General features: G+C 39.4%; 18 protein-coding genes. 12 read left to right on the top strand and 6 right to left on the bottom strand.

Features of this window, described 5'->3' with window-relative positions; translation table 11 throughout:
• The first annotated feature begins 159 nt into the window (after window positions 1-159).
• From HG267_RS36815 to HG267_RS36790, 6 genes are all read left to right on the top strand, one after another.
• Window positions 160-975: a class I SAM-dependent methyltransferase gene (locus tag HG267_RS36815; RefSeq protein ID WP_045873698.1), complete on the top strand. Its 816-nt coding sequence runs from the start codon at window positions 160-162 to the stop codon at window positions 973-975.
• A gap of 413 nt (window positions 976-1,388) precedes the next feature.
• On the top strand, window positions 1,389-3,206 hold the full coding sequence (locus HG267_RS36810; RefSeq protein WP_045873699.1) for a 3'-5' exonuclease: 1,818 nt from the start codon (window positions 1,389-1,391) through the stop codon (window positions 3,204-3,206).
• An 88-nt stretch (window positions 3,207-3,294) separates the two neighbouring features.
• Complete coding sequence (locus tag HG267_RS36805; RefSeq protein ID WP_062243204.1) at window positions 3,295-4,077, top strand: hypothetical protein; 783 nt, start codon at window positions 3,295-3,297, stop codon at window positions 4,075-4,077.
• A 186-nt stretch (window positions 4,078-4,263) separates the two neighbouring features.
• On the top strand, window positions 4,264-5,160 hold the full coding sequence (holA, locus tag HG267_RS36800) for a DNA polymerase III subunit delta (RefSeq protein WP_411863276.1): 897 nt from the start codon (window positions 4,264-4,266) through the stop codon (window positions 5,158-5,160).
• Window positions 5,157-6,032 carry an AAA family ATPase gene (locus tag HG267_RS36795; protein WP_045873701.1) on the top strand — a complete coding sequence of 292 codons (876 nt, stop codon included), beginning with the start codon at window positions 5,157-5,159 and terminating at the stop codon, window positions 6,030-6,032. The genes holA and HG267_RS36795 overlap by 4 nt, the downstream gene beginning before the upstream one ends.
• Window positions 6,033-6,110: 78 nt before the next feature.
• The gene (locus HG267_RS36790; protein WP_045873702.1) at window positions 6,111-6,785 is read left to right on the top strand and encodes a hypothetical protein; all 675 of its coding nucleotides are present in this window, start codon (window positions 6,111-6,113) and stop codon (window positions 6,783-6,785) included.
• 286 nt (window positions 6,786-7,071) lie between these two features.
• Here the strand turns inward: HG267_RS36790 and HG267_RS36785 are convergent, their stop codons facing one another.
• Window positions 7,072-8,808: an ABC transporter ATP-binding protein gene (locus HG267_RS36785; RefSeq protein WP_045873703.1), complete on the bottom strand. Its 1,737-nt coding sequence runs from the start codon at window positions 8,806-8,808 to the stop codon at window positions 7,072-7,074.
• Window positions 8,809-9,577: 769 nt separating this feature from the next.
• On the bottom strand, window positions 9,578-10,753 hold the full coding sequence (locus tag HG267_RS36780; RefSeq protein WP_045873704.1) for a hypothetical protein: 1,176 nt from the start codon (window positions 10,751-10,753) through the stop codon (window positions 9,578-9,580).
• Between the two features lie 235 nt (window positions 10,754-10,988).
• Between HG267_RS36780 and ssb the strand changes: the two genes are divergently transcribed.
• The 4 genes from ssb to HG267_RS36760 all read left to right on the top strand — a co-directional run bounded on the left by ssb (window position 10,989) and on the right by HG267_RS36760 (window position 13,718).
• Window positions 10,989-11,372 carry a single-stranded DNA-binding protein gene (gene ssb / locus HG267_RS36775; RefSeq protein WP_010993907.1) on the top strand — a complete coding sequence of 128 codons (384 nt, stop codon included), beginning with the start codon at window positions 10,989-10,991 and terminating at the stop codon, window positions 11,370-11,372.
• 73 nt (window positions 11,373-11,445) lie between these two features.
• Complete coding sequence (locus HG267_RS36770; RefSeq protein ID WP_045873705.1) at window positions 11,446-11,865, top strand: hypothetical protein; 420 nt, start codon at window positions 11,446-11,448, stop codon at window positions 11,863-11,865.
• A gap of 138 nt (window positions 11,866-12,003) precedes the next feature.
• Entirely contained in the window at window positions 12,004-12,774 is a 771-nt protein-coding gene (locus tag HG267_RS36765; RefSeq protein WP_045873706.1) for a ParA family protein, read from the top strand.
• Entirely contained in the window at window positions 12,771-13,718 is a 948-nt protein-coding gene (locus HG267_RS36760) for a ParB/RepB/Spo0J family partition protein (protein WP_045873707.1), read from the top strand. The genes HG267_RS36765 and HG267_RS36760 overlap by 4 nt, the downstream gene beginning before the upstream one ends.
• 157 nt (window positions 13,719-13,875) lie before the next feature.
• Here HG267_RS36760 and rppB read toward each other — a convergent pair whose 3' ends face one another.
• Together rppB and rppA are read right to left on the bottom strand one after the other, a co-directional pair.
• Window positions 13,876-15,276: a two-component system sensor histidine kinase RppB gene (gene rppB, locus HG267_RS36755; protein ID WP_045873708.1), complete on the bottom strand. Its 1,401-nt coding sequence runs from the start codon at window positions 15,274-15,276 to the stop codon at window positions 13,876-13,878.
• Window positions 15,263-15,967 carry a two-component system response regulator RppA gene (rppA, locus tag HG267_RS36750; protein WP_045873709.1) on the bottom strand — a complete coding sequence of 235 codons (705 nt, stop codon included), beginning with the start codon at window positions 15,965-15,967 and terminating at the stop codon, window positions 15,263-15,265. Before rppA ends, rppB begins: the two co-directional genes overlap by 14 nt.
• A gap of 852 nt (window positions 15,968-16,819) precedes the next feature.
• On the opposite strand from rppA, the gene HG267_RS36745 reads away from it, so the two are divergent.
• Both HG267_RS36745 and HG267_RS36740 read left to right on the top strand, forming a co-directional pair.
• Window positions 16,820-17,914 carry a cysteine synthase family protein gene (locus HG267_RS36745; RefSeq protein ID WP_045873710.1) on the top strand — a complete coding sequence of 365 codons (1,095 nt, stop codon included), beginning with the start codon at window positions 16,820-16,822 and terminating at the stop codon, window positions 17,912-17,914.
• Window positions 17,915-17,946: 32 nt separating this feature from the next.
• Window positions 17,947-19,275 carry a hypothetical protein gene (locus HG267_RS36740; protein WP_045873711.1) on the top strand — a complete coding sequence of 443 codons (1,329 nt, stop codon included), beginning with the start codon at window positions 17,947-17,949 and terminating at the stop codon, window positions 19,273-19,275.
• A gap of 22 nt (window positions 19,276-19,297) precedes the next feature.
• Here HG267_RS36740 and HG267_RS36735 read toward each other — a convergent pair whose 3' ends face one another.
• On the bottom strand, window positions 19,298-19,771 hold the full coding sequence (locus tag HG267_RS36735) for a universal stress protein (RefSeq protein ID WP_045873712.1): 474 nt from the start codon (window positions 19,769-19,771) through the stop codon (window positions 19,298-19,300).
• 250 nt (window positions 19,772-20,021) lie between these two features.
• Window positions 20,022-20,717 (bottom strand): TVP38/TMEM64 family protein, encoded by a 696-nt coding sequence (locus HG267_RS36730; RefSeq protein WP_045873713.1) that lies wholly within the window; start codon window positions 20,715-20,717, stop codon window positions 20,022-20,024.
• Window positions 20,718-20,734: the final 17 nt, after the last annotated feature.

Here is a 20,734-nt window from a genome sequence, read left to right as displayed (position 1 = left end):
AACCCTATCGCCAATAGTACATTCGTGAGAGTTGAAATAAAGTATCTTTTGTCAATCAGTTAAAATACTTACAATAACCTTAATAAAAACAATAATTTTGACAGACCCCTTGCTGATTCTAAAATAAAATTGGACTTCATCGCTGAGACTCCCTAGCTTATGCAAGACTCTAGACAAGAAATAAATGCCAGAGCTTCTATGGATTTGGAACAGCGAAGGACTTGGTATTCCCCCGTTGCTGATGTTTATTACAACGCAAGACCGCACTATCCAAAGGAACTAATTGATCGGTCTATCGCTTTAGCCCAACTTGACTCAGATGCATCGATTCTTGAGGTTGGTTGTGGCCCAGGAAATGCGACAGTGGCTTTTGCTGGATTTGGTTTTTCCATGACGTGTCTTGAGCCAAACCAGGATTTTTGTCATTTGGCACAACACAACTGCGCTCAATATCCAAAAGTTACAATTTGCAATACATCATTTGAGGAGTGGGAACTAGAAGCAAAACAGTTCAATGCCGTTCTATCAGCCAATGCTTTTCACTGGATACCGCCAGAGATTAGATATACCAAGGCAGCAGAGGCAATGTGCGATAACGGTTTTCTTATCCTGCTATGGAATCTGACCCCAGAACCGAAATACGAAGTTTACAAAGCGATTAAGGAAGTATATCAAGCTTATGCGCCCTCACTTGTTCGATATGAAGGTGCAGAGATTCAAGCGGAGATTTTGAGGGGGTTTGGACAAGAGATTTTAGACTCCAATTGTTTCAAAGAGTTGGTTATCGAGCAAACTGCGTGTGAAGTTACCTATAGCATTGATGACTACTTCAAGCTTTTGAGTACCTTGAGAAGACTAGAGCCACAAGCAAAAGAGTTACTATTTGCCGGATTGCGGGAGAAGCTAGAAAAATTTGGAGATAGCGTACAACTCTCGTTCCTTTCTGCTGTTCATGTTGCCCGCAAAGACAGCTAAACTGTTGAGGTCGGATAACGCGGCAGAACAACCCCAACCGTGAGAAGCTAGGAGAATTGCACAAATGCCTGATACCAATTCACAATTCGCAATGACGCTCGCAGGCTCGCTCTAAGCGAAGCTATGCCGCAGGCTTTACGCTGCGCTACGCAATTAAAAAACTTAGATACAGCAAAGCTTTCAGGGCTTACATCTGTATCAAGATTTTCGTGAATTGGTATGAGAGGGTGCGAAAAAAGCAGACAGTGCTGAGTGCTGAGTTAGAAGTTAAGAGTTTGGTTTTGAATTGGAATGTCTTTCTTGCATATTTTGCGGGAGCGAAAAACGCGCCCGTGAGAGCAATATCCTCAAGCATCGTAATACATCCTTGACTCAAAAAAAACCTCATTTACCATTATAAAAATCTCTAATTCATGAGTTATAACCACAGAGATTTTGTGAAAAAATCTAGGGGTATAATCATTGTTGATGAAGACCAACTAAACATTTATTGGAAAGACCCCACTCCAATAAAACCTTGGCAGCCCAAAATACAACTCAAGCCGTATCAGGAACTTTCACAAATATTTGTTGATATCGAAACAGCAGGAATAAACCCATTTGAAAGCCGGATTTATGCTATTGGCTGTATGGATTCAAGGGGATATTCTACTATTTTCATGGATATCTCAGAAGCTAAAATACTGACCAAATTTATCAACCATCTCAGTAAAAGAAATCCAGATGTAATTTTCACATATAACGGGATGGCATTTGATATTCCATTTATTATTACTCGATGCAACTTGCACGGTATAAAACACCCATTTCAAGTTGCATCCAAATCTCGGACTATTCGTACCGCCCAAGTACGGGGCGAGCCACTAAAAATTCAGGAGGTATTCATCCGAAATAGCCAACACGTAGACATTTATATCTGCGTTCTGAGGTGGGATTTCATAGCCAAAAAGCTAACTAACGGCAGATCGCTCAAAAAGGCTGTATTGGACATGGGACTGCGCCAGAACACTAGGCTAGTTCTTCCCTATAAGGAAATCCTCGGTTGTTGGAAAGATGGCCCCAACAGTAAGGGATGGAAACGCCTGAAAGAGTATCTTATTTACGACCTCGAAGACACCCGGCTAATTGCGAATAGACTTGTACCCTCATACTATTATGAAGCACTAATTGTACCGGAAATGAATCTCCAGCAGCTAACACTTGCTGGTAATGGTACTAAATGGGAGCGAATATTTGAGCATCATTATCCAGGTTATAAACCAAAACCCGATCGCAAGTACAAATTCCAAGGAGGGATGGCTTACTCTATTCCTGGACTGTATAGAAGGGTTGGATATGCAGATATTAGCTCAATGCACCCTTGGGCAATGCTAGACAAAGGTATTTGCTCAATTAAAGATACAGAACGTATTGGACTAAGTATTCTGCAATATTTGGTGAATGAAAAATTTAGGTTGGAACAACTTGCATCTGCTGGAGATATTGCTGCTAAGGAAAAAAGAGAATCCATCAAGGTTTTAGCTAACTCCGAGTTTGGATTCTTCGGCACCTCTGAACTCGCCTTCAATGATATGGAGGCTGCTGCATTAGTTACAGCCTACAGTCGAAAAGTACTCAAGCTAATGATTGAAATTATCACTCGGCACGGCGGTACTCCTGTGGAAGTTGACACCGATGGAGTGTTTTTCACCCATCCCAACCCAGAAGAGGTACGTAGTTTACTTCAATCTCAATTGCCTAAAGGGATAACTGTCAAGCTAGAGTTTATCGCTGACGCTATGTTTATCCCCGAACGGGGAACCAAAAACTACCTTTTATGGCTTCCAGACGGGAAAATCATCACTAAAGGCAACTGGCGCAACCGCGATCGCTCTCAACTGGAGAAAGAGTTTTCTATTGAGTATTTAACCCTGCTAATTCAAAATGTATCAGCAGCAGAAGATTATTATGTACACATCAAATCCCAGATTTTATCAAGGGAATATCCAAAAGAAAAACTTGCAATCACACGCAAAATTAAAGAGGGCGAAAAAGAAATCCTCAAACTAGGGAAACCTAGAGATGTAGTCACTTACTATTACGGAATTAGTGGCATAACTAATATCAGCAGTAATGAGAATTACTCACGTCAATACTATCTTCACTTGATTGAAAAAAGGCGAGAAGAAATTATCAAAATAGCTGCTCCTGCAATACTAGAAAGTAACAAACGTCAGTTATCTCTTTTTTAAATGAACAAAGTTGAGATTTTAGGTAAATCTCAAAGGTAATAAATATGAAGGTTTTTCAAATTCATACATTCTGATTTGTCTGTAACTAATGAAAAATAAATCCTCTTCTCGCAAGCCCAGGCTTAATGAAAAGCAAAGGGCTTGGGTCAACTCATTCCTTTCGTCTCATCCTAATGCCAGAGTTAGAACTATCTACGAATTAGATGGCGATCGCGTAGTTCAAATTGAGTGGTGGGAAAACACAAATCCAGTAATATTAGACCCAAAAACTTACATCCAAGGAATTATCAGCTACAACATGTGGGTCAAATTAAGAAAGTCTGGCGACCCCAGGAAAACATCTGAGTTTTCTTATCGCATTACCCCACCAGAAAAACGAAGTGCATTATGGCACTTAACAGGTCAACTCTCTCTAGAACTCCCTCAATGTTACGAAGTTGCAGAACCAAACAACCCAGTTATTATTAAACCAAAAAGGAGAAATACCAAAACCAAAAAAGTTAAAAAATTTCTTCAATATACTCTTTCTTTATCAGAAATTAGTGTTCAACTTTATACTACAAATATAAAAGATGATGGTGTTACTCTATATGGACAAGAAATATTACTAGAAAACACAACGCAGCTAAATTTAGATACTGGTAAAGACACTAAACTTCCCGAAGCTATAGTCAAAATTCTCTCAGAGAAACAAGCCAGCTTAAAGGAATGGGAAACAGCTATTACACTATACGAGGTAGCTGGTTCTAGTGGAGTAATAGAGTATCTTCAACAGTTAGATTCTTGGCGCAAATACTTGGGTAATCAACCAGTAGATAACCATATTGATAAAGACTCAATTCAAAATTTTGTACAACCAGTACAAACTTAAGTAAGTGTTTACTGGTCACACATAATAAATACCAAGCAAGTAGAAAGAGTTAATACTAACTCTTCTTTTTTTAACCACTGCTTATGACTAACGCATGATGATTAGATGTTTATCTAATCTGTGATGCCAGTATACCTATACTACGGCGAAGATACCTATTCGCTCAACCAAAAAATAGACCATTTGGTGAATCAAAATGTTTATGCTGAATGGAAAGATTTCAACTACATCAAGCTATCTGGAAATGAGAAAAATATCGCTGCCAAGGTTTTTACTGAGATTATGACTTTGCCCTTTGGAGATGGTAACAAAATTGTTCATACAGATAGCGATCATTTAATTGGAAGTTTATCAAATGAGGATAATAACCAAGAACTTGAAAATCAACTTTCTCGAATACCTGCAAGTAACATTCTTTTAGTTACTGGTAATAAAAAGCCAGATTCACGCAGGACAGTAGTAAAAACTATTCTAAAATATGCTCAACAAGAAGAGTTTCCTCTCGTTCCTTGCTGGGATAAAAAGGGGATAGTTAATTTGATAGGGAAGTATGCAGCTATCCATCAAGTTAAACTTACACCGGATGTGACTGATTATCTAGTCGAAGCAATTGGTAATAACACTGCACGAGCCGATAGCGAATTTGCTAAACTTGCTGTCTATGCAAGTGAAAAAATTATTTCCCTTGAGGAGATAAAACAATTAGTTAGTAATTACAATACTGACTACCAAAAGCTTACTATGGCTATGTTAAGTAATCATTCAAACTTGGCAAGAGCGCAGGTGGATAAACTACTAGATAGTAATGAACATCCACTCAAAATAGTAGCAACTCTTACGTCAGTTTTTCGCACTTGGCTAATAACTAAAGCTGGTGTAGAAGCCAAATTATCTGACATGAAGATTGCAGAAATAGCCGAACTGAAAAACCCTAAAAGATTGTATTACCTCAAAGATGAAGTCAAGTCTGTAGGCATTCAAAAACTGAAAAACAGCCTTAACTTACTTTTACAACTCGAAACGGAACTCAAAAGCAGCACTAACAATTTAACTAGCCGAATTATTGAAATTTGCACGATATGAAAAACGACTTATTTACAGAAATCATCGGACAGCATACCGCCAAACTTCTACTAACTGAAGCAATCGAACGTAATCAAATTGCTCCCGCATATCTATTTAGCAGCGAAGTTGAGGGAGTGGGCAAAGGAAAAATCGCTTTGGCCTTTGCAAATGCAATACTCTCAAAAGGAAGTCGCTCCGCGAGCGCAGGAGAATCTAAACATCTAGACATCTTACAAATCAAACCAACCTATACCGAAAACACCTCCTCGCAGAAAGGTGTCCCTGCTATCCGAGTAGAACAGGTGCGCGAGGTAATTGAATTTCTCTCAACTAGTGCAGTCGAGGGCAAGCAAAAGGTAGTAATAATCTATGAAGCAGATATGCTCAACCCTACTGCCGCTAACAAACTTCTCAAGACGCTGGAAGAACCCAAAACTGGAACGTTTATTCTGATATCATCCTATCCTCAAAAGCTATTACCCACTATCAAGAGTAGGTGTCAAATCATACCTTTCCAAAGGTTAACTGATGAGGAGGTTATTTCTGTTCTTAAAGATCAACAAATTGAGGTAACAGAAAAAATACTAGCTGTCAGTTCCGGCAGCCCTGGTCAAGCGATCGCCAATATTAAAATGTTAGCTTCCATCTCACAAGAAATCACAAGTCAACTGGAAGTACCTCCTGACAATATCCTCAACGCACTCACTTTGAGTAACTCCATCTCAAGCTGGAATCACCAAACGCAGTTATGGTTGCTTACCTACTTGCAATACAACTGGCGGCAAAAATTAAAAAGCACTAAGCTACTAGCTAAATTCTCCCAAGCAAGAAAGCAATTACTGCATCACGTTACTCCTAAAAGCGTTTGGGATAACCTACTTCTGCCATAGCAAAACATACTCATTATCAAAAAGCACTGCCAGTTAGAAGTATTTCTAGCTGGCAGTATTTGTTTACACATAAAAGATATGAACCAGCAGCACAGTTTATTCGATGTCGAAGAAACCATCCGTAACAGTAAAAGCCAAAAAACCAGTGAAATATTAAACCCTAGCACTAGAAAGATACTTCAGCTACTAACCAGCCAAGGGATTAACAAAGCTGTTACAGCCAGCCTACTCGATCTAGCAGGAGCAAGCCGTGAAATTGTTCAATACATCGCTGGGCCAATTGTCACTCAGCAGAACGGCTGGCAACAGTCAATTCCCACTTGGGTTTGGCGCGCGATCGCAGTTGATAGATTAGACACAGCTTTACAAGAGATAGACAAGGGAGAAGTAGGTAAACTTGCCTCTAGTAGCGAAGTTGTTGCACTGATGATGCCAATTGCTTTTGAAGTGCCGCTATCATCCCAATGGACAGATGTTTATCTCTGGGCAAGTTATGATGCCCTTGTCAGACACAGACCTTTCAAGAATTTTAACTACGAAAACCTCTGGGAGAAGATTGGTATCACTCCGGTTTCGTATGACAAAATCCGCTCTGATTATGAAACCCTAGCTGCTGATATTCGTTCTCGTGTAGTCAAACACGCGGCGAAAGAGGGATGGGGTAAAAAGTCTTCAAATAACAACAAACACCCTGTTACAGCAACTTCAACTGAAAGTAATACTAAAATGGAGCAATTGTCACTGTTCTCATAACTAACCCTCTTTAATCACTTTGGTCAGAAAATAATCTAGGATGCCTACAGCATAAGGCTTTTATTAAAAAAGCTTGATGTAGGCCATTCTATTAGAAAATAAATGCTCAAATACTTGTTATATATACAGTTGAAGATTCGACATTGATTTTTCTTTTGTCAGGGTGACAGAATAGGGCTAATTGTTAGTACTTTTTTAACACTCTTCCCTTTTCATTAATTTTGCGTAACTACTGATAATTAGGAACTAACAAAGGAATATTTTTATTCCTTTGTCAAATCAAGTCTTATATTTTTAGTTGCATATTATATAAATTTGCATAAGTACCATTCACTGCAATTAACTCTTCATGCGTTCCTTGTTCATCAATTCCATTATCCGTTAACACAACAATTCTTTGTGCGTTTCTAACAGTTGACAGACGATGGGCTATAACTAGTGTTGTCCGGTTATCGGTTAACTTCTCCAATGAATCTTGAATAGCTTTTTCACTTTCATTATCTAGATTGCTCGTCGCTTCATCAAAAATGAGAATCGGTGGATTTTTTAAGAAAACCCGTGCAACACTCAACCTTTGCTTTTGACCACCTGATAATTTTACGCCACGCTGACCAATATCAGTATTGTAACCATCTGGTAACGTCATGATAAAATCGTGGGCATTCGCTTTTTTGGCTGCTTCAATGATTTGTTCCTGGCTTGCCTCAAGTTTACCGTAGCGAATATTTTCTAAAACTGTCCCAGCAAACAAGTATACATCTTGCTGTACAATACCTATATTTCTTCGTAATGAGCGTAAGCTGATATCTTTAACATTTTTACCATCAAGTAATATTTCTCCATTGTTTACTTCATAAAAGCGGGGAATTAAGGAACATAGGGTTGTTTTACCAACACCTGAAGCTCCAACTAAGGCAACATATTCGCCAGCTTTTAAACTGAAAGAAATGTTTTTTAGTACATGATCGTAATCTTCTTTGTACCGGAAGCTCACATCTTTAAATTCCACATTTCCATGAACATGAGTAAGTTCAATCGCATCTGCTGAGTCTTGTATATCTGGTTCTACCTGCATAATGTGCATAAATCGATCAAAGCCAGTGATACCTTCCTGATACAGTCTGGCAAAGTTAACAAATTTCTGAATTGGCTCAATGAGGATACCAATGTACAATAAATAGGTTACTAAATCGGCTAAACTCAAAGAAGTATTTACAATAGCAACACCGCCAAAGACAATCACTATGATAGTCATGATTTGCGTAAAGACATTCATCCCCTGATAAAAGTAGGCTTCACTCTTATAACCGTCTCGTCTGCTCTCAACAAAACGGGTATTTGCATAGGCAAACTTCTTCTTTTCTCTTGTATCGTTGGTAAACGACTGTACTACTCTGATGCCTGTTAGCGTATCTTCAACTTGTGCGTTAATATCGCCTATTCTCTCTTTGCTTGCTCTAAGCGCAGCATTCATTTTTTGATTGAAATATACGGCATAAACGGTCATGAAGGGAAAGAAGAAAAAGACGATTAAAGTCAGCTTAACGTTGATAGTAATCAAAATAATAAAAGTACCGACAAATTTCACTAAAGAGATGGCAATATCTTCAGGCCCATGATGGAACAGCTCACTAATTGATATTAAATCATTGGTGATACGGCTCATCAACTGACCTGTTTTTTGTTGATCGTAAAAACGAAACGACAGCTTTAGATAATGCTCGAATAAGTCACGACGCATATCACTTTCCATCAGGGTTCCCATCATGTGTCCTTGATAGTCAACAAATGTGTTGCAATAAGCATGAATGCAAATCAAAGTGAGCATGACCGCGCCGACTATATATATTTGGCTTAGTGCGTTGGGTACATTTCCTTCCAAGACATTTTGAGTAATGTATCTTGCACATAAGGGAAGTAACAGTGTAATTACTGAAACAATAAATGCACATACGAGGTCTGCAACCAGCAATCCTAGATATGGCTTGTAATAGGACAAGAATTTCTTGCTTCGAGAACCCATAAAGTTTCTCCTCAAACAGCTAAGGCTGCATTGCAATGGTGGACAAATAATGAAATCAGGCCAATGTGATACTCAAAGGTCATAAAAAAATGAGCGGCGTGGGGTATCCCTTCTCTAGCCGCTCAAAACAAAGCGACCACAGGCAAAATATCCCCGTAGCCACGATCATGATCTCTTATAAATCAAACGGCCACGAGTGTGGTGTACACCCGTGGCCGTAAATGTTCCCTTCGTAGTGCGTGAACGAGTAGCGGTGGAATAAACGCGCCGACGCACCTTTATGGCACGCCATGAGAGCGTAATGCTGCAACACCTATTCCGTGATTACTGGAGGCGATACACCAATATGTCAGTAGGCAGCAAACTTGTTCTCCACAAGCCATTGTTACATCTATGGCGACGTGAAGGCGACAACAGAGCTATGAAACCGACACAATTGACAGATGCTCGCTAAACACCTCAAATAGATCAGGGGTCGTTCACACGACTGAAGGCACTCTTTTGGTTAAAAGGCGCACTCCACAAGCGAGCTGGTGATGCCACATGAAGCAGCATTGGTCAGCTCATGAATTTTGTGGGCGAAAGCTGTCATTTTTGCGCCTCCTCAAAAATTTCAATATGTAGTATAGAGTAGCACGCAGGTTGCCAGAGATCAAGTTGGTTGTTAGATGAATTCCAACTATTTAAGCCCATAACTAACAACTTAGGTTAAATAAGCATTTTTTAATAAGTAAAAATTTATACTTTTAAACTAACAATAAAATATTAATTATTGTTTCCCACTCAACTGACCTGTTTGATAAAACTCAAGCAGGTTAGGGAAAGCTTTTTGTAGCAACCAGTTACGCCCAATTTCTGATTCGGGAATATTTGAAGCAGCCATGTAATAACCACTTCTGTAAGCAGCTACACCTAAACAAGCTTGTAGGCTGGATATAGCCCGTGAAGAAACTGGAATAGCCATCAAATCTTGTATATGACTAGGATGATAATTTTGTCCTACCAGTAAAAAATGAACTAAAGTATGAACCAACCGGGATAAGACAACTGTTCGGTCTTGCCAACGTTCTAAACGGGTCTTGATACGGAAGTAATCAGGTAAATCAGCTGCTTGAGATTCATCAAGGAACAAATCGCTTTGGCTTTCGATAAAATTAGAATCCAGACCTATAAACTGTTTAAGAAAAACAAGCGTTTTGCCCCAACGTTCGTGTTCCTTAGTTTCAGGAGAGAACGCACCTTCTGAATACTGTAAGCCATACTTTTCTTGAAGCTGTGCAACTGCCTCTTGATTGATATCATCTTGCCAGTCAGATTCAACAAAAAACTCTTTTAAAATATCTTTCAAATAAATGGATGAAAATTCACTAATATCCGGTGCTTCATCGTCAAAATCATGTTCATAAGTATCAATAAGGAATTTCTCTAATTTGATTTCTAGCTCTTGCTTTCTATTAACTGGCAGTAATGATTTAGCGTCTTCTAATGATAAAGGAAAATCTAAATAAGGATGACCTTTGGCTAAGTAAGAATTACTCAAATCTGCCAAACTTTCAAGCGCAATAGTCCGGGCAAAAAACTCATCTTGTGAATGTACGCATATCCCGTCTAATTCTTTATCCACCAACATCATAGTAATTGCCAGTAGAGCAAACCATGAGGCATCGTGCAAACAAGTCGGTAAATCAGCAATTAAATCTACTAACTTTAGTTCTAGAATTTCTTCCCAAACGCCTATCCTAGCGGTATTATAAACATCACAAAAATGCTCAACCTCTTCTCCAACAGATGTTTCTCCTAACCAAATAAGATTTTCTACTTGCAAAGGAGAGGAGTAGTCAGGAGTTAGCTGGTTTTGGCTGTCTTCATCGAACTGTATCCACATCAAAGCCAAGAGCATCAGCTTACAAATACTTACTCGCTTTAGGAGAAGATATTCAAGCATAAGTCATTACTTATAATTTTTAGATACATACCACGACATTTGCGATCCCACCATAGCACAGGATAATTGGCCGTTCCTTAGTAAAAACCACAATGCTATGAGAAACAGGAATCAAAAATAACTCATAAGTATGAAGCAAAAAGTGTGCTTTAAATAAAACAATTCGTCAAAATAATAAATCCTAAAAGAACTAATGCTAACGCAGCAATAAAAGAAATATATAAATTCTCGCGTTATGAACTATATCAACAAAGTCATGCTCGTTGGCAGATGTGGACAAGAACCTGACCTGAAATTTTTCGAGTCGGGCGCAGTTAAGGCTTCAATCTCTATTGCAGTAAGACCACCCTACAGAAGTGAACAAGCCCTTTGGTTTGATTTAGTCGCATGGGGAAATCAAGCAGAAGTGATTGGAAATTACGTTCGTAAAGGAACTCAGATTGCAATTACTGGTGAGTTTGGATTCGACCGTTGGGCAGATAAAAATTCTGGCACTATGCGACAAAAGCCTGTAATCACAATCAACACCATCGAATTACTAGGTTCACCCCGTAAGGAAGAATCTACATCTACTTCTGCACCAAACGAAACACAGGCTGTAGCTAACGCAAATTTCTAGAAAATTACAAATCGCCTATGCAGTATAAATCATAGGCGATTAACCATCTAATCAATCTACAAATCAAACAACCATGATTCATAATACTGCAACTATTAATCTTAAATCAGTGAACACAACCCACGACAAAGAAGGTTCCTTGATTGCTTTTGGGATTGCTGAATTCTACTATCGTTCCAAGGAAGGTGTCGTTACTGACGAGATACCATTCCGTTCCAAGGGCGCACCTGCTGTCATCATCAACGAACAGGGGGAAGGCGTACATGGTACAGCAGAAGGATATCTTGATTTAGTAATAGATAACAGGGGTGAGTACAAAGAAAAGATTGCCACATTCGTAATTAGAAACTTTATCTCAGCACAACCTATTAACGAACTTACCCAAGTTAGCAAAAACTCTCACTCGCCTGAAACTCCCGATTTTGCCAAGGAACTACTCGAAGATAACGTTACTTCCACAAATGAAGACCTAGACGAAGAACCTCCATTTTAGAACCAACTAACTGAATAATGCTAGTCCAGACAGGTTTACTGGTTTGAACTAGCGTTATTTTTTTTCAAAAATCCAAAATAAAAATCCACTGTTTGGTAGAATCGCTGACATGGGTTCACAAAATCGCTTCATTAATATATGTCATCAACCAAAATAATTGCCACTTTCAATCAGTCAGGTGGTGCAGCTAAGACGACTATTACACACAATCTTGGATACCACCTTGCTAAAAAACACCGTGTACTACTTGTGGATATGGACCCACAAGCATCACTAACAGCTTTTATGGGATTAGGGGAAGTCAAGCTGCAAACTGAACAAACTATCTATGGTGCGATCGCTGAAGAAACTCCCCTGTACATATGGGAAAAAACTATTCACGGGATGCACCTGGTACCAACAAATATCCAATTGGCAGGTACGGAGCAAAAAATTTTTCATGACTTGACCATCGACAACCGCCAACGGCTCAAGTTTGTGCTATCAAATGTACTTGACCAGTATGATTATATTTTGATTGATTGCCCGCCTTCTCTAGGAATTCTAAGCATTATGAGCTTAGTAGCTGCTTCACACGTTATTATTCCTGTTGAAACACAATATAAGTGCTATCTTGGCACCAACCAACTGCTAGAAACAATTGCCCGGCTCAAAAAAGGAGGACACCAGAAGTTACAAATTGCCTGTATAATTCCAACCAAATACGATAATCGTAATCTTCAAGATACAGGAATACTAGAAGAAATTAAACAACAGGTTGAAGGACGCATCCACGTCACTGCTCCAATTCCTAAATCAACAGCTTTTCCTGACGCAACCCAGGCGCATCTGCCACTTGCACTCCACAAGAAAAACCACCCCGCAGTTAGCACACTCGAAGAAATCACAAAATACATCATTCAACTATGAGCCAAAAACGCGAACTAGAAAAACTCACCGGACTCGATAATTTATTTGGAGACGAAGTAGAACAATCCTTATCTAATTCCACTTTACCTTTATCCCAAATCATTCTTCCACCGAGTCAACCACGTCGCTATTTTGACCCTGAAAAACTTAAATCCCTAGCCGATAGCATAAAGGAAGTGGGGTTACTAGAACCTATAGTCGTCAGGCAGATTGAGGAAGACAAGTATGAACTTATTGCCGGCGAACGCCGTCTTAAAGCTTGCGAAATTGCAGAAAGTGAGAGAATTTCTGTAGTCATTATCGAGTGCGATGATAAACAAGCTCGCAAGCTTCGATTAGTTGAAAACCTCCAGCGTGAAGAACTCAATACCTGGGAGGAAACAATCGGCATTTTGGAATTACTTACCCACGAGATAGAAATAGACCAAGAAGGGGTAGTTTCTCTTCTGTATCAGATGAATAACGAAAGTAAGGGAAACTCTAACCATAACGTTATGGTTAGTCAAGAAGCACTTGCGATACAAAGAATATTTCTACAGATAGGTAAGATATCCTGGGAGTCATTTGTATCAAACCGCCTTCCTCTACTTAAACTACCTTCAGATATCCAAGCAGTATTAGAGCAAGGTCAGATAGAATACACAAAGTCAAAAGAAATTGCTCGGATTAAGGACAATGAAAAACGGCAAAATATTTTAAAAAAAGCTATTGAAGAAAATCTCTCATTATCTGTAATCAAAGAGTTAGTGGGAGATATTCTTCAAACTCAATCAGAAAGTAAACCGCAGTCTCCCCAACAACAAAATAAAGAAAGAGCAAGCAAAATATACAAATCACTGCTTAAGAGCAAAATCTGGGATGACGAGAAAAAAGTAAAAAAAGTTAATCGTCTTTTTGACCAAATTGAAGCACTTTTAGAAGAAAAGAAGGAGGATGCTTCTTGACTCGGTTTGATCCAAGAATTCAGTTCAGGTGCTCTCAAAAAAATTCCAGCAAATAGAACCTGATCAACCAAAGCCAGTTCACTCTATAAAGGCTTGTAAACAGTTTGGATGGTAATTGTCTTTAAAAGTTTTTCCAACAGTACCAATTTTACTGTTATTAATGTGAGCGACGATATAGCATTTTAAATGGGTAAATAGAGCGAACGCTATCAAGTGGGCGAACATCGAAAGGTAACTTAATAGTAAAAGTGCTACCTTTACCAAATTCACTTTGCACATCTATGCTGCCGTGATGTGCCAAAACAATTGCTTGCGCGATCGCTAATCCCAATCCAGAACCGCCAGTGCTACGAGAGCGATCGCTATTGACTCGATAGAAGCGGTCAAAAATTTTAGTCAAATCATGCTGCGGAATACCAATACCCGTATCTTGAACCTGAATCACAGCATAATGGTCACTGCGATCTAGGCAAACGGTTATCTTTCCTCCTTTGGGTGTGTATTGAATTGCATTGATAATGAAGTTAGAAAACAAGCGATAAAGTTGATCGATATTACCAATGACTTCCAAAGGAGTAGACACCCGTACAGAAGATGTTAATGTTACATCAGATGCGATCGCCAAGGCTGCAAATTCCTCTATTAAATCGTTAACAATATCATCCAAGCAGCAAATGTCTCGTTGCATTGGCATTGGTTGACGATCCAGACGAGTCAGCAGCAACAAATCTGTAACCAGAGTTGTGAGTCGCTGATTCTGACGCTGTAGAGTTTGCAGAATGTCCCGTGCTTCTATTTCATCTATTTGGGGCATCAAAAGGGCTGATTCTACTGTCGCTTGGGTTGCTGCTAGAGGTGTCCGTAACTCGTGTGCGGCATCTGCTGTAAATTGTTGAATTTGTCTATATGAGCGATAAATTGGTTGCATTGCTAGTCCTGCTAACCACCAACTAGCAACGCCAACCAGAGCCATTACCATTGGTAATCCCAATGCTAAAATGAGCTTCACAGCAACAAGATAACTGTTGAAGTCTGCCAGACTTCGCCCTACTTGAATGTAACCCCAATCACGATTGTCTTGGGTGTGTAGAACAAAAGAAATTTGGTGGTAGAAATGTCCTTTGCTGTCTTTCAGAGTTTGCCAAAGTTCCTTGTTAAAGGCTACGGGTAATCCTTCTGGATAAGTTCCGGCGATCGCAATCAAGCGTCCGGAATTATCGAAAAAACGCACATAATAATTACCTTGATTGATTGCGCTTAAAATATGGCGTTTGGAACTTAACTGCTCTTGAATGCAGCTTTTATCAACTACACAAATATTGGGTAAAAGCTGTTGTATAACTGGTTCTAATTCACCAGGTTGCTGTAATTTTAATTCAATACTGTCGTGTAGTGTTCCGGCAACAGACTCCAGTTCTCGATCTAATGTCATCCAATGGGCATGGGAAATCGCTCTGTAGATACCAAATCCGCACAGGCTTAAAATCAAAGCCATAACGAGCGCATACCACAAGGCTAAACGCAGGCGGGTCTGCTTAAACAGTTTATTTTGATTCATCGGTGAGATTGAGACGATATCCTGTACCATGCAAAGTTTCAATCATATTCCCGCACCCACTATTGGTCAGTTTGCGACGCAGCAAACGCATTTGAGCAGCTACTACATTACTTATGGGTTCTGCACTCACTTCCCAAAGCTGATTACGAATTTGTTCAGTAGTCACAATTTGGTTTGGGTGTTTCATAAAATACTCTAGTAACTGGAATTCTTTATTAGTTAAGGAAATCTCCTGTTTCTTGCCTGTATTATTTTGACTAACAACCATATTGTTACCGTAATCAAGAGTCAAGTTGCCAACAGTTAATTCTTGAGGCTGAAATTGGGGCGATCGCCTTTGTAATGCCCGCAATCTAGCCAGTAATTCCGCCATGCCGAATGGCTTTACCAAGTAGTCATCTGCACCCGCATCCAGCCCAGTCACTTTATCTTCCATTCTGTCTTTAGCTGTCAGCATTAAAACAGGTAGAGGACTTTGACGAGAACGTAGCTTTTTACACAACTCTAAACCTGATATTCCTGGCAGCATCCAATCGAAAATAGCTAGTGTGTATTGTGCCCACTGATTTTCTAGATATGCCCAGGCATCATTACCATCGAGTACCCAATCAACTAAGTACTTCTGCTGGGTAAGAGTTCGCTTAATAGCAGCACCCAAATCTGGTTCATCTTCGACTAGTAACACTCTCATAGAGTTCACCTGTCAACAGTAAGTTGATATCTTTTTAAAAACTTTTTCATCTGTACATTTTATATAATATTTAAGTATAAAATTTTACAAAATTTCCTGAAATAGCAAAATGTTAACAGTGAAAAAAGACTCAGTAGATCGACTTGCCAAAATAGGTGCGATCTTAGTTTGAGGAGTTACAAAAACTAAGTATTTGCAAGAGTCTATTGAGTCACTATTTATTTTGACAGGTAAATATGAAACCAAGATGAAATTTCAACTACTTGTAGAAAATTTATAAATTATTGGTATTAATTAGCTGTCACATCAATAAAGTTCGTTAGCATTATTTTTATCATACTGGAGTTTGACGCTATACAAACAAACTCTCCATTAACTTAAGCTTCGTCGTCATGCAAGCAATAGTGTATACAAAGCAAATCATGGAAGTCAATTTCATGACAATGAGAAAATCATAACTACTGATTTTTTGGAACTTTTTAAGACAATATCCGAAATTTCATCTTAATTTCATATTTATCTTTCAGGATAGAAATATCGAGTCTATTCATGAATGAATACAGGCATTTCTGAGAATTGGCTTGAAAAAATAAACCTGTTAGATATTGATTATTAACTAGGAGTGATGCCTCGTAAAGCTGACACACCAATTGCCATAGCACAAAAGCAAACCTACCAATAATTGGGGCGGCTGATGTAATCAGATATTCTAAGACATTTGTACATGACATCAAGTTTATTACAAATATCACTAAATTTAGGCTGTAAATACGACATAAGAGAGCTTTAGCAAGTAAGCAAGTTTATAAAGTTGCAGCCACAGTAATTTCCTCATTTGTTTCAATATTCAATATGAATTCTTTTCCCAAAACTTTATCGTCCGAGAACTTTTCTAGTTCGCAATACAACAATCGTAATAGATACAATCTTTTTGTATCTGCCAATGTTACCCAGGCACTAGGAAATGTCCCGATCGTACAGCTTGGAAACATATCCCGTGTATGTATTGAATCAGAGTGTTTATTAAAGCTTGAGAGCTGCAATCCTGGAGGATCAATTAAGGAGAAAAATGCAGTTTACCTCGTCAAGCGTGCGGAGGAAGAAGGACTACTTGTACCTGGTGGTACGATTATCGAGTCAAGCTCAGGAAATTTCGGCGTTGGTTTAGCAATGGTAGGAGCAGTCCGAGGGTATCGAGTGATTATTGTTGTCGATGCCAAAACTGCGCCACCGTTTAGACGAATGCTGAAAGCATACGGTGCAGAACTTGTGGATGTACCGCTACATGAAGCAGACGAATCAGGCTCTATGCAAAAGGCGAGAATGAAACGAGCGCATGAGCTTACGGCAACTATCCCTAATGCTTGGTATCCATGTCAGCACTTGAATCCTTGGAATACTGAGGCACATTCATACTACACTGCGCGGGAAATTGAAGCCCACTTTGCTGGTGAACTTGATGGTGTCGTGGTTGGTGTTAGCACGGCGGGACAAATAATGGGAATAGCTCGTTATCTCCTACCGCGATTTCCCAAAATACGTATTGTTGGCGTTGATGTGGTGGGTTCAGTGATTATGGGAACGCCAGCCAAACCATACAAGATGACGGGTATTGGGTTATCTTTTTTTCCACCAAATCTGGATCTTTCAATGCTCGATCGCGCTTACGTAGTACCAGAAGATTTGGCTTACTCGGTGTGTCATGCACTTGCAAGTCGTGAAGGATTGCTTCTTGGTGCATCAACAGGGGCAATTGTCGCTGGTGGACTGCATTTGGCACACTCTCTTGGTGCTGGTGCGCGGATTCTGATGATTAATCCAGACCGAGGTGATAGATACCTTGAGACAGTCTACGATTCTGATTGGCTTGATCATCATGGATTTACTTTGAAACAGGGGGAACATCTTGATGATGCGATCGCCTCACTGACTCCTCTGTATTTTTAGTGGCTCATCATAGATTAATGTTGAAAAAAATCATGAACATTTCACCTCAGCAGGGACAGGAAGGTAATAACACAACTTCAGGGCGATCGCTACTAGCACTACTGAAGCAGTTTATTCCACTTTCCCTATCTGATGTGGCAATGACTCTCGGAGATCCGCTTCAAACATCTGCACTTAGCCGCCTATCCTTTCCGCAAGAGACATTAGCCGGAGTCGGGGTAGTCAAAGGAGTTGCCGTATTTCTGGAAAGCCCCATTATCATGATTCTTCATGCCTCAACTGCATTGGGAGGCCAAGCCAAATCTCGACGCGCACTTTGGCAGTTTACGATAATTACAGGACTAGCTCTGAGTGGTATCTTTCTGTTACTCACCTGGAAACCTTTATATAACTGGTTACTGCTTGATTTATTCGGCGTTAGCTCATCAATTGCTGCACGAGGGAGAACTGCTTTTCTGTTAATGTTCCTGTGGCCTTTTGTAATTGCTTGGCGGCGATTCTTTCAAGGGTTGCTAATTCGCGCCCAAAAAAGCATAGCTGTAGGTTGGGCAAGTGTAGCGCGATTGATTTGGGTAATTGTGACGCTAGCAGTGGGAGTAAGTTTGAGGTTAGATGGCGCATTTTTAGCAGGTATCACCATGATGGGAGCAATACTCATTGAGGGGGTGCTGGTTACATGGTTTTGTCTACGTCTTGGTGCTATTTCTATTCTTAATCAACAAGGATATTCTGAAACTAAGAAACTGCCTCAAACCTTTGGTGAAGTTACCTTTTACTATTTTCCTTTAGCCTCAACCATGCTTTTGGTTTGGGGTGCAAGAGCAATACTCTTGAGTTTGATTGCACGCGCATTCGATGGTAGCATTGCACTTGCTGTTTGGCCTGCGGCCTGGGGGCTACTTCTTTCGATCGCTAACGGTACACGTATGATTCAACAAGTGGTAATTTCTACTTATGAAGAAACTTCCAGGCGAACACTTGTTGCTTTTGTAATTATTGTCGGGTTAAGTTTTACTTTGATACCTTTTTTTCTGGGATTTACAGATCAAGGATTATTTTTACTGCGTCAGTTTTTGGGTAATAATCCCTCTCTTGTAAACGCATCTCGTCCAATTATACAAATACTCTCATGTTTACCCCTGCTCTTGGCTCTACAAAATACTTTTCAAGGGCTACTGATTCACAAAGGCAAGAACTGGTTCATTAACTTGGCAACACTGGTTGCTGCAATCTTGACTTTAGTAGTATGCGGAACCCTAATTTTTACCAGACATAGCGGAGCTAATTCAGCAGCTTATGGAATGCTTGCAGGTGTGATTAGTGAAATAATAGTGCTTTTTTTCGCGCTGCAAAGTAAATAATTGGATTAATTTTGACTAGCAACTATGGCACTATTAACACTGAACAAAAAGCATGATGCAGTACATAGTTGCTAACACGACCTAAAACAAATTCTTCTATACCTGAAAGCCAATGTCGCCTGCCAATTATAATTAAATCTGCTTGCCAATTCCGAGCAAATTCACAAATAGTTTCACCAGGGTTGCCAAAGTCTTGTTTGTATTCTGCGTATATACCTGCTGCTGTTGCTTCTGTTGCGTATAAACGCAGCATCTCTAACTTTGGCTGGGAGAATTTATCCAACATTTTTTGGCTGTGTTGTACAGCTTCACTGTCTTTATCTGAATCATAGTAATTTAAAATGTCAGCAGTATCTAGATATCCCTCTTCTTCAGGACATAAAACGTTAAATATCATAAGGTTAGCCTTTGTGAGTTTTGCCAGAGCAAGTGCTTTTTCAAAAACACGCTTGCTAACTTTAGAACAGTCTATTGCCACTAAAATTTTCTGAAACATAAAACAATTCCTTAGCTTTTAGTAAATAAACCTAATTGACGTACTTAAATATGTTGGCGTTGCTGAATTGAGGTATGAATGTCAAAAGTATCCTCTTTAAAACTCCTACTCTCTGCGACTCTGCGTGTTAGCGTTAGCGGGGCGTGGCCCGATAAATTCATCCTTTTACTCAGCAATGCCACATTTTGAATTGCTTAAACAATTGCAATCGAAAAAATTTAAGTTTTTAAGAAATCAAAAAAATATATATTTATTCCATACGCACGATATCTCTCATTCCTAGCCAGTTATAGCGTCGAATCAACCAAGGCAACACTATAATTACAATGAGGAAAATAACAGAAATAGCCATTCCTAAAGGTGTTCCTACGCTTAATGCTCCTCCCATATATGTCAGTAAAAATGTTGAAGGAATCATGCCTAAAAATGTAGCAAGGGCATATTTAGGGAGAGAAAGACCAGCGATTCCCGCAGCATAGCTAATCAAATCAAAAGAAAAGATTGGCAGCATCCGAGTAATAAAAATTAACCAGCTAAGATAAGCCTCTCCTTTATTTTTTGAGAAATAAATGATTTTACCTGTTAAAGCTTTAATTGCCGATCGCCCCAAAGTACGCCCCAAAAAATAAGCAATTAAACCACCTAGAAAACCTCCTATTATGCTGTAAACTCCTGCTATGAATGTCCCCCAAATAGTGCCAGCTATAACTGCGAGTGGCGCACTAGGAATAGGACTAATAACTACAGATAAAGCCAAGATACCAATATAGACAAATGGGCCAAGTAACCCTAAATTTTTTACAGTTTGTCTAAATCCTTCTGGTGTTAATATATTTAACTGGGGATTCAGTAGCCAATAACAGACGGCTAAACATAGGAGCAAAATTCCCAACGCAAAGGCGTTTTGACGATTAAACAGGATTTTGATTCTTTCCTGTCTTTTCACTTACTTAGTTCTCCCTT

The organism is Tolypothrix sp. PCC 7601 (assembly GCF_025677855.1).
GTDB lineage: Bacteria > Cyanobacteriota > Cyanobacteriia > Cyanobacteriales > Nostocaceae > Aulosira > Aulosira diplosiphon.
Note: the sequence above shows the minus strand (reverse complement) of the source record. Positions and strands in the feature narration are given on the sequence as shown.

What these genes read in the sequence shown, in the direction of transcription:
- HG267_RS36795 (WP_045873701.1), top strand. Translation starts at nt 5,157, where the DNA reads ATGAAAAACGACTTATTTACAGAAATCATCGGACAGCATACCGCCAAA.
- HG267_RS36780 (WP_045873704.1), bottom strand. Translation starts at nt 10,753, where the DNA reads ATGCTTGAATATCTTCTCCTAAAGCGAGTAAGTATTTGTAAGCTGATG.
- ssb (WP_010993907.1), top strand. Translation starts at nt 10,989, where the DNA reads ATGAACTATATCAACAAAGTCATGCTCGTTGGCAGATGTGGACAAGAA.
- HG267_RS36770 (WP_045873705.1), top strand. Translation starts at nt 11,446, where the DNA reads ATGATTCATAATACTGCAACTATTAATCTTAAATCAGTGAACACAACC.
- rppA (WP_045873709.1), bottom strand. Translation starts at nt 15,967, where the DNA reads ATGAGAGTGTTACTAGTCGAAGATGAACCAGATTTGGGTGCTGCTATT.
- HG267_RS36805 (WP_062243204.1), top strand. Translation starts at nt 3,295, where the DNA reads ATGAAAAATAAATCCTCTTCTCGCAAGCCCAGGCTTAATGAAAAGCAA.
- HG267_RS36735 (WP_045873712.1), bottom strand. Translation starts at nt 19,771, where the DNA reads ATGTTTCAGAAAATTTTAGTGGCAATAGACTGTTCTAAAGTTAGCAAG.
- HG267_RS36790 (WP_045873702.1), top strand. Translation starts at nt 6,111, where the DNA reads ATGAACCAGCAGCACAGTTTATTCGATGTCGAAGAAACCATCCGTAAC.
- HG267_RS36810 (WP_045873699.1), top strand. Translation starts at nt 1,389, where the DNA reads ATGAGTTATAACCACAGAGATTTTGTGAAAAAATCTAGGGGTATAATC.
- HG267_RS36765 (WP_045873706.1), top strand. Translation starts at nt 12,004, where the DNA reads ATGTCATCAACCAAAATAATTGCCACTTTCAATCAGTCAGGTGGTGCA.
- HG267_RS36815 (WP_045873698.1), top strand. Translation starts at nt 160, where the DNA reads ATGCAAGACTCTAGACAAGAAATAAATGCCAGAGCTTCTATGGATTTG.
- HG267_RS36760 (WP_045873707.1), top strand. Translation starts at nt 12,771, where the DNA reads ATGAGCCAAAAACGCGAACTAGAAAAACTCACCGGACTCGATAATTTA.
- HG267_RS36785 (WP_045873703.1), bottom strand. Translation starts at nt 8,808, where the DNA reads ATGGGTTCTCGAAGCAAGAAATTCTTGTCCTATTACAAGCCATATCTA.
- HG267_RS36745 (WP_045873710.1), top strand. Translation starts at nt 16,820, where the DNA reads ATGAATTCTTTTCCCAAAACTTTATCGTCCGAGAACTTTTCTAGTTCG.
- HG267_RS36740 (WP_045873711.1), top strand. Translation starts at nt 17,947, where the DNA reads ATGAACATTTCACCTCAGCAGGGACAGGAAGGTAATAACACAACTTCA.
- rppB (WP_045873708.1), bottom strand. Translation starts at nt 15,276, where the DNA reads ATGAATCAAAATAAACTGTTTAAGCAGACCCGCCTGCGTTTAGCCTTG.